Annotated in this window: 9 protein-coding genes; 7 read left to right on the forward strand and 2 right to left on the reverse strand. The window is 68.1% G+C overall.

Annotated elements, in window-relative coordinates; all coding sequences use genetic code 11:
* Nucleotides 1–16 precede the first annotated feature (16 nt).
* From hisS to BM009_RS17770, 4 genes are all read left to right on the forward strand, one after another.
* On the forward strand, nt 17–1,363 hold the full coding sequence (hisS, locus tag BM009_RS17755; protein ID WP_093298251.1) for a histidine--tRNA ligase: 1,347 nt from the start codon (nt 17–19) through the stop codon (nt 1,361–1,363).
* Nucleotides 1,360–2,433, forward strand: coding sequence for a peptide chain release factor 1 (prfA, locus tag BM009_RS17760; protein ID WP_093298253.1), 1,074 nt, complete (start codon nt 1,360–1,362; stop codon nt 2,431–2,433). Before hisS ends, prfA begins: the two co-directional genes overlap by 4 nt.
* A gap of 171 nt (nt 2,434–2,604) precedes the next feature.
* The gene (prmC, locus tag BM009_RS17765; protein WP_093298254.1) at nt 2,605–3,432 is read left to right on the forward strand and encodes a peptide chain release factor N(5)-glutamine methyltransferase; all 828 of its coding nucleotides are present in this window, start codon (nt 2,605–2,607) and stop codon (nt 3,430–3,432) included.
* A gap of 263 nt (nt 3,433–3,695) precedes the next feature.
* A complete protein-coding gene (locus tag BM009_RS17770; protein WP_175488107.1) occupies nt 3,696–4,523 on the forward strand; it encodes a DUF4167 domain-containing protein in 828 nt (275 codons plus the stop codon).
* Between the two features lie 81 nt (nt 4,524–4,604).
* Here BM009_RS17770 and BM009_RS17775 read toward each other — a convergent pair whose 3' ends face one another.
* On the reverse strand, nt 4,605–5,666 hold the full coding sequence (locus BM009_RS17775; protein ID WP_093298560.1) for an SDR family oxidoreductase: 1,062 nt from the start codon (nt 5,664–5,666) through the stop codon (nt 4,605–4,607).
* Nucleotides 5,667–5,765: 99 nt separating this feature from the next.
* Between BM009_RS17775 and BM009_RS17780 the strand changes: the two genes are divergently transcribed.
* Entirely contained in the window at nt 5,766–6,146 is a 381-nt protein-coding gene (locus BM009_RS17780; protein ID WP_093298257.1) for a winged helix-turn-helix transcriptional regulator, read from the forward strand.
* 7 nt (nt 6,147–6,153) lie between these two features.
* Here the strand turns inward: BM009_RS17780 and BM009_RS17785 are convergent, their stop codons facing one another.
* Nucleotides 6,154–7,950 carry an IlvD/Edd family dehydratase gene (locus tag BM009_RS17785; RefSeq protein WP_093298259.1) on the reverse strand — a complete coding sequence of 599 codons (1,797 nt, stop codon included), beginning with the start codon at nt 7,948–7,950 and terminating at the stop codon, nt 6,154–6,156.
* Nucleotides 7,951–8,052: 102 nt separating this feature from the next.
* Here BM009_RS17785 and BM009_RS17790 point away from each other — a divergent pair, with 102 nt between their 5' ends.
* Complete coding sequence (locus BM009_RS17790) at nt 8,053–8,979, forward strand: Gfo/Idh/MocA family protein (RefSeq protein ID WP_093298260.1); 927 nt, start codon at nt 8,053–8,055, stop codon at nt 8,977–8,979.
* 191 nt (nt 8,980–9,170) lie between these two features.
* On the forward strand, nt 9,171–10,409 hold the full coding sequence (locus BM009_RS17795) for an efflux RND transporter periplasmic adaptor subunit (protein WP_093298262.1): 1,239 nt from the start codon (nt 9,171–9,173) through the stop codon (nt 10,407–10,409).
* Nucleotides 10,410–10,413: the final 4 nt, after the last annotated feature.

The raw sequence follows: 10,413 nt of genomic DNA on the forward strand, positions 1-10,413 counted from the left end.
TAATAGCCGCGCCCAAATGGCACGTATCCAGACCCCCCAGCGCATCCGGGGCACCCAGGACATCTTCGGCGAAGACCAGCGGCGTTTCGCCGCGGTGCTCGAAACGTTCGATCGGGTGCGCAAGCTTTATTGCTTCCAGCGGCTCGAGATCCCGATCTTCGAGGCGACCGGCGTGTTCGCCCGCTCGATGGGCGAGACCTCGGACGTCGTCTCCAAGGAGATGTATACGTTCGAGGATCGCGGCGGCGATTCGATCACGCTGCGCCCGGAGTTCACCGCTGGCATCGCCCGCGCCTATATCAGCGAGGGCTGGCAGCAGTTCGCGCCGCTGAAGGTCGCGACCTCGGGCCCGGTGTTCCGCTACGAGCGCCCGCAAAAGGGCCGCTACCGCCAGTTCCACCAGATCGACGCCGAGATCCTCGGCGCGCCCGAACCCGCCGCCGATGTCGAGCTGCTGGTGCTGGCCGACCAGCTGCTCAAGGAGCTCGGCATCGCCGAGGGCGTGACGCTGCAGCTCAACACGCTGGGCGATGCCGCGACGCGCGACGCCTGGCGCACCGCGCTGGTCGCGCATTTCGAGGCGCACAAGGGCGAACTCTCCGAAGACAGCCTGGCGCGGCTCGAGAAGAACCCGCTGCGCATCCTCGATTCAAAGGACCCGCGCGACCGCCCGATCGCCGACAGCGCGCCGGACATCGACGCGTATCTGACCGACGAAGCTGCCGCCTTTTTCAAGGCGGTGACCGACGGGCTGGATGCCGCCGGCGTCGCTTGGACGCGCAATGCGCGGCTGGTGCGCGGGCTCGATTATTATCGCCACACCGCGTTCGAGTTCGTCACCGACCGGCTCGGCGCGCAGGGCACGGTGCTGGCCGGCGGCCGCTATGACGGGCTGATCGGCTCGCTCGGCGGCCCAGAGACGGCGGGTGTGGGCTGGGCGGCCGGCGTCGAGCGGCTGGCGATGCTGATCGAGGAGCCGGCGGAAGATCAGCCACTAGTCTCGGTGATCCCTTGGATGCCCGAAGCGGAGTTTACAGCAATTGGAGTCGCAGCTGAGCTGCGGCGCCAGGGCGTTTCTACGCACATTGCATTCAAGGGCAATGAGAAGCGTCGGTTCGAAGCGGCCTCCAAAGCCAAGGTTCGCGCGCGAGTTGTTGTTGCTCCGGAGTCAGGCGAAGGCGCTATTTCTTCGCGCCAAGGCATTCCGGTGCGTATCAACGAAGTAGGTTCATTCGCACGAGCGGGCGAAAATCTTCGCGAGCAAATCTTGGATGCGCTTTCGCGTTCATATGATGTGGTGAGGATGGAGCCGACAGAAGGCGCGTTCAATCCAGATGCGCTTCTGCGACCGCTAGCGAAATGACCCGAATCCCCCCGGATCGCATCGCGGCGATCGAGGCGCGGCGCGACGAGTTGCAGGCGCTGATGGCGTCGGGCGAACTCGGCGGCGATCGCTTCGTCCAGGTCTCGAAGGAATATGCCGAGATCGAGCCGGTCGCGGTCGCGGCAGGCAAGGTCCGGCAGCTGCGTGCCGAGGGCCAGTCGCTCCAGCAGATGACGCAGGACGCCGATGACGAGCTGCGCGCGATGGCGGTGGAGGAACTCCGCGCCAACGAAGGCACGCTCGCCGAGGCCGAACGCAAGCTGGCGCTGGCGCTGCTACCCAGGGACTCGGCGGACGAGCGCCCGGCGCTGCTCGAAATCCGCGCGGGCGTGGGCGGTGACGAAGCCGCGCTGTTCGCCGGCGATCTGCTCCGCATGTACCAGCGCTATGCCGATCGCGTGGGCTGGCGGACCGAGCTGATCTCGGCCAGCAGCTCCGAAGCGGGCGGCTACAAGGAAGTGGTGATCGGCATCACCGGCACCGGCGTGTTCGCCAAGCTCAAGTTCGAGAGCGGCGTGCACCGGGTGCAGCGCGTGCCGGCCACCGAGGCGGGCGGGCGCATCCACACCTCCGCCGCCACCGTCGCGGTGCTGCCCGAGGCCGAGGAAGCCGATGTGCAGATCGACGACAAGGACCTGCGCATCGACATCTACCGCGCCTCCGGCCCCGGCGGCCAGGGCGTCAACACCACCGACAGCGCGGTGCGGATCACCCACTTGCCTACCGGCATCGTCGTGATCCAGCAGGACGAGCGCTCGCAGCACAAGAACAAGGCCAAGGCGATGAAGGTGCTCCGCACCCGCCTGTACGAGGCCGAGCGCGAGCGGCTGGCGGCCGAGCGCGTCGGGGCGCGGCGCTCGATGGTCGGCTCGGGCGATCGCTCGGAGCGGATCCGGACGTACAACTTCCCACAGGGTCGGGTGACCGACCACCGGATCAACCTGACGCTGCACCGCCTGCCCGAAATCCTGGAAGGCGAGCTCGACGAACTCATCGGCGCGCTGGTCTCGCAGGACGAGGCCGACCGGCTTGCGCAGCTGGATGGCTAAAGCTCCTCCCCGGTACGGGGAGGGGGACCGCGCGGCAACGCCGCGGGGTGGAGGGGCCGCGCCGCAGGCGCGGTACGCCTTCCGCACGCAGGAACTCCGCCGCTGGCGCGGCGGCCCCTCCACCATTCGCTCTGCGAATGGTCCCCCTCCCCGTGCCGGGGAGGAATTGCGATGCGCCAAGCCGTGAGCGTCCGCGCCGCCCTCGCCGATGCCGCCCGCCAGCTCCAATCCGTCTCCGACACCCCGCGGCTCGATGCCGAGCTGCTGATGGCGCACGCCCTCGGCACCAGCCGTGACAGGCTGCTGCTCGGCCGGCTGGACGATCCCGCGCCCGAAGCCTTCGCCGCGCTCGTCGCTCGCCGGCTTACCCACGAGCCGATCGCCTATATCACCGGCACGCGCGCTTTCTGGACGATCGACCTCGCGGTCGGTCCCGGCGTGCTGATCCCGCGCCCCGACAGCGAGACGCTGCTCGAGGCGGCGCTGGCCTGGTTCGGCACGCGCGCGCCGACGCGCATCCTCGACCTGGGTACCGGTCCCGGTACGCTACTCCTCGCCGCGCTCGCCGAATGGCCGGATGCGCAGGGGCTCGGCATCGACGCGTCCGAAACCGCGCTCGACTATGCCCGCCGCAATGCCGAGGCGCTGGGCATGGCGAACCGAACCCAGTTCCGCCTCGGCGACTGGACCAAGGATATCGAAGGCAAGTTCGACCTGATCCTCGCCAATCCGCCCTATATCGGGACAGACGAACCCCTGCCGCCGCAGGTACTCAACCATGAACCCGCGGAGGCGCTGTTCGCAGGCAGCGACGGGCTCGACGATTATCGCCGCATCGTCCCCGCCCTCCCTGCCCTGCTCGCACCGGGCGGCGCTGCAGTGCTGGAGATCGGATGGACGCAGGGCGACGCAGTTTCTTTGCTGGGACAGGAACACGGCCTGTCTTCAAGCGTCTATAAAGACATGGGTGGACGGCCGCGCGTGGTCCGGCTGACTTGAAACTACGCGCAAACGTCACATATTTCTGCTTGGAGATTGGTACGCCAGCGGCTAGAAGAAGGCCGGGGCGAGGCACCTTCAACCAAGTTGTTGAGATAAAGGGCTGAGGCCCGACTCCATGGTCATGTGTGCCGCTGCAGTCCGGCGGCCGTGGCAAGCGGATGGTTCTGGGTACGCCCGGAACCCCCCGCGAATGTAACCCTGCATCCGGAACCTCGATGAATCGACGGACGGCTTTGTAAAGACAGGACAACGAGACCTTGATGAACAATCGTCAGGCCGGCCGCCGTCGCGGTCGGGGCGGCCAGCAACAGCGCCAGGGCGGAAGCTCGAACAATCAGGGCAATGGTAGTCGGATCGATAACCGCGCCCGTGGTAATGCCGCCCAGTTGCTTGAGAAATACAAGAACCTGGCGCGCGATGCGCAGATGCAGGGTGACCGCGTCAACGCCGAATATTATCTGCAGTTTGCCGATCATTATTTCCGCGTATTGAACGAGAACCGCTCGCGCTTCGAAGAGCAGAACCAGCAGCGCCGCCAGCGCGAGGATTTCGACGGCGACGAGGAAGAGTTCGAGATGGAAGGCGAAGCCGGCCGCGAGGACGAGGGCGACGCCCCTCGCCAGCAGCAGCAGCCCCGTCGCGAGCGTGAGCCCCGCTATGAGCGCGAAGCCCGTGAACCGCGCGGCGACCGCGAGCAGCGCGCCGAGCGTGAACCCCGTGGCGACCGTGAAGCCCGCGAGCCCCGCGCCGAGCGCGAGCCGCGCAGCTATCGCGAAGATCGTCGCGAGCGCAGCAACGGCGCCGCCAACGGCCACGCCAACGGCAATGTCGCCGAGGCAGCGCCGGTCCAGCCGAGCGCACCGATCGAAGCGCCGGTGAGCGAGGACGTCGCCGAGGCACCCCGCCGTCGCGGTCGCCCGCGTCGCGAAACCCCGGTCGAGGCCGAAGCGTCGCACGGCATCGACGCCGCGATCCTCCCGCCCGCGATCGGTGCCGATGCCGCACCGGCTGCGGACGAGGAAGCGCCGAAGAAGCCCCGCCGCCGTCGCACCGTGAAGAGCGACGAGGCCGAGGCACCCGCCGCCTGAGGCGACAGCCAACCGGCAAAGAAAAAGGCCCGCTTCCGACGAGGAGGCGGGCCTTTTTCGTTTCCGCTACCGGGCGGGCACTTACGGAATCAGCCGAGCCGCGCGCAGCCGCTCGAACAGCGCGAAGAAAGCGTCGTCGGTCGGCTGGTAGGCGGTGAAGCCAAGTCTGCGGCTCTTCGACATGTCGGTGACCACTTCGATCGGGCGACCCAGATCGGCATCGGTGTGCCAGGGCGAGGCCAGCCGCGCGAGGTTCGGCTCGGCGAGCCCTTCCCGCTCGGCGATCGTGCGCCACAGGTCGGCGTCGTCCGCCATCTGCTGCTCGAGCGGCTGCACGCTGCCGTCGAACGGCGCCGGCTCCAGCCCGAACCATTCGGCGATGCGCGCCCACATCCATTGCCAACGGAAGACATCGCCATTGACGACGTTGAACGCCTCGTTCGCCGCCGCCGGCGTTTCCGCCGCCCAGAGCAGATGCCGGGCGAGCTGGCCCGCATCGGTCATGTCGGTGAGCCCGCTCCACTGCGCCGCCGAGCCGGGGAAGCGGAACGGGCGGCCGGTCTTGCGACACAGCGTGGCATAGACGGCGAGCGTGGTGCCCATGTTCATCGCGTTGCCGACCGCCTTGCCGATCACCGTGTGCGGACGGTGCACGCTCCAGCTGAAGCCGTCGCGCTCGGCGGCGGCGAAGACCTCGTCTTCCTGGGCATAATAGAAATTGTCGACGTCGAGCCGGCCCTGCTCCTCGCGGAACGGCGTCTGGGGCAGGCTGCCCTTCCCATAGGCCTCGAACGGCCCGAGATAGTGCTTGAGCCCGGTGACCAGCGCGACATGGCGCGGACCGGTCGGCTTGGGCAGCCCGTCGAGCAGGTTGCGCACCATCGCCGAATTGACGCGGATATTCTCCGCCTCGCTGTCCTGGCGCAGCCAGGTGGTGATGAACACCGCATCGGGGTTCACGCCCGCCAGCGCCTGCGCGGTCGCGGCCGCATCGGTGAGGTCCGCGGCGACCGGCGCCATACCTGCCTGTTCCACCGGGCGACGGGCCAGCCCGTGCACCGTCCAGCCCTGCGCCACCAGCAGGTCCGCCGTTGCGCTGCCGACGATGCCGCTTGCGCCTACCACCAAAGCCGTCTTGGCCATCTTCACCTCCATAAAGCGTTGGAGAGCGAGCTAGGCAGCCGCACGCGCGGCTTCTAGACGGCACCAAATCGGAACCTAGGCACCAGAAGGTACCCACATATGCAGCCAGGCACGGCGGATTCGGAATGGCGGGAGAATTGCGCGCCGCGGCGCGTGCTGGCGCTGTTCGCCACCAAATGGACGAGCATGGTGCTCCACACGCTCCACGCCCGCCATGGCGGCGCGGCCCGCAGCGGCGTGCTGCTGCGCAGCCTGCCCGGCATCTCCAAGAAGATGCTCACCCAGACGCTGCGCGAGATGGAAGAGGCCGGCCTGGTCGACCGGATCGTGCAGAACGCGGTGCCGCCGGCGGTGGAGTACCGGCTGACACCGCTAGGCGACCGCTTCGTCGAACCGGTCGAACTGCTCTATGCCTGGGGGCGCGACAATGCCGATGCGCTCGACCAGCTCGGCAGCCGGCCCACCGCCCGTCGCGCCTGATTCCCCCTTAATGGCTGTCGCGCGGCAGGCCCTTGGTCTGGGCGATGCGCTGATACTTCACCGCATTTTCGAACACCGCGCCGCCGTCGAACTGGCCGACCAGCCCGCGATGGATTTCCTGCCACGGCGTCTGCGATTCCGGCACATAGTCGATGCCGAGCTCGGCGCGGCGCTGCGCCAGTTCCGCGTCGCTGACCAGCATGTTGGCCGAGCGCGTGTTGAGATCGATGCGGATGCGGTCTCCCGTGCGGACCAGCGCGAGGCCCCCGCCCACCGCCGCTTCGGGTGCCGCGTTGAGGATCGAGGGACTGCCGCTGGTGCCCGACTGGCGACCATCGCCCAGGCACGGCAGCGCATGGACGCCCGCCTGGATCAGCGCCACCGGCGGGCGCATGTTGACCACCTCGGCGCCGCCCGGATAGCCCACCGGCCCGGCCCCGCGCATGATCAGGATGCAATTCTCGTCGATGCCGAGCGCGGGATCGTCGATGCGGTGGTGATAGTCCTCGGGCCCGTCGAACACGATCGCGCGGCCCTCGAAGGCGCCGAGATCGTCGGGGTTCGACAGATAGCGCGCGCGGAACTCGTCCGAGATCACGCTGAGCTTCATCACCGCATTGTCGAACAAATTGCCCGAGAGCACGGTCAGCCCCGCCGCCGGCCGCAGCGGCGTGGCGAGCGGGCGGATCACGTCGTCATCCTCGATCTCCGCCGTGCCGATATTCTCGGCGATGGTGCGGCCGTTGACGGTCAGCGCGTCGCCATGGAGCATGCCCGCGCGGTACAGCTCGCCCATCACCGCGGGGACACCGCCGGCGCGGTAGAAATCCTCGCCGAGATAGGTGCCTGCGGGCTGCAAGTTGACCAGCAGCGGCACGTCGGCGCCGTGCGATTCCCAATCCGCCAGCGTCAGCTCGACGCCGATGTGGCGGGCGATGGCGTTGAGATGGATCGGCGCGTTGGTCGAACCGCCGACCGCCGAGTTGACGCGGATCGCGTTGAGGAACGCCTCGCGGGTCAGCACGTCGCTCGGCTTGCGATCGGCCAGCGTCATCTCGACGATCTGCAGGCCGGTGCGATAGGCGCATTCGGCGCGGTCGCGGTACGGCGCCGGAATCGCCGCCGAGCCCGGCAGCGACATGCCGAGCGCCTCGGCCATCGAGTTCATCGTCGTCGCGGTGCCCATGGTGTTGCACCAGCCGGTCGATGGCGCGGACGAGGCGACGAGCTGGATGAAGCCCTTGTAATCGATCTCGCCCGCCGCGAGCATCTCGCGCGCCTTCCACACGATCGTGCCAGAGCCCGTGCGCTCGCCCTTGAACCAGCCGTTGAGCATCGGCCCGACCGACAGCGCGATCGCCGGGATGTTCACGGTCGCCGCCGCCATCAGGCAGGCCGGGGTCGTCTTGTCGCAGCCGATCGTCAGCACCACGCCGTCGATCGGATAGCCGTACAGCGTCTCGACCAGGCTGAGATAGGCGAGGTTGCGGTCCAGCCCCGCGGTCGGGCGCTTGCCGGTCTCCTGGATCGGGTGGGTCGGAAACTCGATGGCGATGCCGCCCGCCTCGCGGATGCCCTCGCGCACCCGCTTGGCGAGTTCGAGATGGTGGCGATTACACGGGGAAAGATCGCTGCCGGTCTGCGCGATGCCGATGATCGGCTTGCCCGATTGCAGCTCCTCCAGGCTTAGCCCGAAGTTGAGATAGCGTTCGACGTACAGCGCCGTCATGTCGGGGTTATCGGGATTGTCGAACCAGGCGCGGGAGCGCAGCGGCGCGCGACGAGTTCCAGCTTCTTCGGTCATGATTCCTCCGCTACGGCGCGACTTGGCGCGTATCTGCGGCTCTTGATAACCGCCGGCTACGCCCATAGGAAGCATATATATCTTATAAAAGGATGGCCTGATATGTCGGAGCGGATTCGTCTGGGGTTGGTGGGGATCGGCAAGATCGCGCGCGATCAGCATCTGCCGGCGCTGGAAGGCGATGGCCGTTTCGAACTGGTCGCCACCGCGAGCCGCAACGCCTCGGTCGACGGCGTCGCCGCGCACAAGGACATCGAGTCCCTTATTGCCGGCGGGCACGATCTTACCGCCGTGTCGCTCTGCACCCCGCCCGAGGGCCGCTACGATCAGGCGCGGATCGCGATAGATGCCGGGCTGGACGTGATGCTGGAAAAGCCGCCGGCCGCGACGCTGACCGAAATCGCCGACCTTGCCGAGCGCGCGCGCGCCAAGGGCGTGACGCTGTTCACTACCTGGCATTCGCGCGAGGCCGCAGGCGTGGAGCCCGCCAAGGCCTGGCTGGACGGCAAGCAGATCAAGGCCGCGCGCATCACTTGGCGCGAGGACATCCGCCGCTGGCACCCGGGGCAGGAATGGATCCTGGCGGCGGGCGGCTTCGGCGTGTTCGATCCGGGCATCAACGCGCTGTCGATCGCGACCAAGATCCTGCCGGAGGCGCTGCTGCTCGATTCCGCCTGGATGGAAGTGCCCGAAGGCCGCGCCTCGCCGCTGCGCGCCAAGCTGCACATGCGCAGCGGCGCCGCGACGGTGACCGCCGATTTCGACTTCCTCCAGACCGGCCCGCAGACCTGGGACATCGAAGTCGATACCGATGCCGGCACGCTACGCCTGGGCATGGGCGGCAGCATCCTCCAGCTGCCGGGCGCCGACGAGCAGAAGGCGCCCGACCGCGAATATGCCCGGCTCTACGCCCGCTTCGCCGAGCTGGTCGCGGCGAAGCAGAGCGACGTGGACGTCCGTCCGCTCCAGCTGGTGGCCGATGCCTTCCTCCTCGGCGAGCGTGCGATCGGCGAGTCGTTCGCCTTCTGACGCGCCAGGCACCCGCGCTGCCGGCGCGCGGGTGCCTGGCCTTTGGGGCATCCGCTCCTCGTCGCTACGCCGTTCGACATATTTTGCGACAACCTTTTTGTGGCACCACGGAAACGTGCCATCTAATGGCGAGTTTGGCAGTGACCGGTGGTCCGGCATTCCTCGGGCCACCCCTAAGCGGGTTCTGAAATTTGAACGCTCCGACCAGCTATGGCCGTTCGGGCCTGATCGTCTTTGCATCGGCCCTGCTTCTCGCCTCGTGCAGTTCCGGCGACGGCGCCGGCAAGCAGCAGGCCGGTGGCCGCCGTGGCCCCTCGGGACCGCCGCAGGTCGGCTATGTCGTGGTGCAGCCGGGCAGCGTGCCGATGACGACCGAGCTCGCGGGGCGCGTCACCGCCTACCAGTCGTCGGAGGTCCGCCCGCAGGTCGCCGGCATCGTCCAGCGGCGCTTCTTCACCGAGGGCACGATCGTCCACCAGGGCCAGACGCTCTACCAGATCGACCCCAGCCTCTATCAGGCCAGCACCGCGCAGGCGCAGGCGAACCTGCAGAACGCCCAGGCGAATCTCGAGGCCGCGCGGATCAAGGCCGATCGCTACAAGCCGCTCGCCGCGATGCAGGCGGTGAGCCAGCAGGATTATACCGACGCCGTCGCCGCGTCGCGCCAGGCCGCCGCACAGGTTGCCCAGCAGCGCGCCGCGCTGCAGACCGCGCAGATCAACCTGCGCTTCACCAAGGTCCCTGCCCCGATCACCGGACGGATCGGCCGCAGCCTCGTCACCGAAGGCGCGCTGGTCACGACCAACCAGACCGATCCGCTCACCACCATTCAGCGGCTGGACCCCATCTATGTGGACATCCAGCAGTCGAGCGCCGACATGCTGGCGCTGCGCAAGGCGCTCGCCAAGGGCGGGATCACGCCGGCCAGCGCCGCGGTGCGGCTGAAACTGGAAGACGGCAGCGATTACGAGATGGCCGGCACGGTCGAATTCTCCGAAGTCGTGGTCAACGAAAGCACCGGCACGGTCACGCTGCGCGCGCGCTTCGCCAACCCGCAGAACATCCTGCTGCCTGGCATGTTCGTGCGCGCGGTGTTCGCGCAGGCGATCGATACCCAGGCCTATCTGGTGCCGCAGGCCGGCGTGTCGCGCGATCCCAAGGGCAATGCGACCGTCTATGTCGTCGGGCCGGGCAACAAGGCGGTGGCGCGCACCGTCGTCGCCGATCGCACGATCGGGCAGAATTGGGTGATTACGCAGGGGCTTGCACCGGGCGACAAGGTGATCGTGCAGGGCACGGCCAACCTCAAGCCGGACATCGACATCAAGCCGGTGCCCGCCAACACGCCGCAGAAGATCGAGCCGCCCAAAAAGGGCCAGGGGCAAGGCGGCGCCCAGACCAAGGGCGGCAGCCAGGCCAAGGCGGGCTGAGCCC

This window comes from Sphingomonas sp. NFR04 (assembly GCF_900114095.1).
Classification (GTDB): domain Bacteria; phylum Pseudomonadota; class Alphaproteobacteria; order Sphingomonadales; family Sphingomonadaceae; genus Sphingomonas.

Bases quoted from the DNA above. Each gene is read 5' to 3' on its own strand.
- hisS (WP_093298251.1), top strand. From the start codon at position 17: ATGGCACGTATCCAGACCCCCCAGCGCATCCGGGGCACCCAGGACATC.
- prfA (WP_093298253.1), top strand. From the start codon at position 1,360: ATGACCCGAATCCCCCCGGATCGCATCGCGGCGATCGAGGCGCGGCGC.
- prmC (WP_093298254.1), top strand. From the start codon at position 2,605: ATGCGCCAAGCCGTGAGCGTCCGCGCCGCCCTCGCCGATGCCGCCCGC.
- BM009_RS17770 (WP_175488107.1), top strand. From the start codon at position 3,696: ATGAACAATCGTCAGGCCGGCCGCCGTCGCGGTCGGGGCGGCCAGCAA.
- BM009_RS17775 (WP_093298560.1), bottom strand. From the start codon at position 5,666: ATGGCCAAGACGGCTTTGGTGGTAGGCGCAAGCGGCATCGTCGGCAGC.
- BM009_RS17780 (WP_093298257.1), top strand. From the start codon at position 5,766: ATGCAGCCAGGCACGGCGGATTCGGAATGGCGGGAGAATTGCGCGCCG.
- BM009_RS17785 (WP_093298259.1), bottom strand. From the start codon at position 7,950: ATGACCGAAGAAGCTGGAACTCGTCGCGCGCCGCTGCGCTCCCGCGCC.
- BM009_RS17790 (WP_093298260.1), top strand. From the start codon at position 8,053: ATGTCGGAGCGGATTCGTCTGGGGTTGGTGGGGATCGGCAAGATCGCG.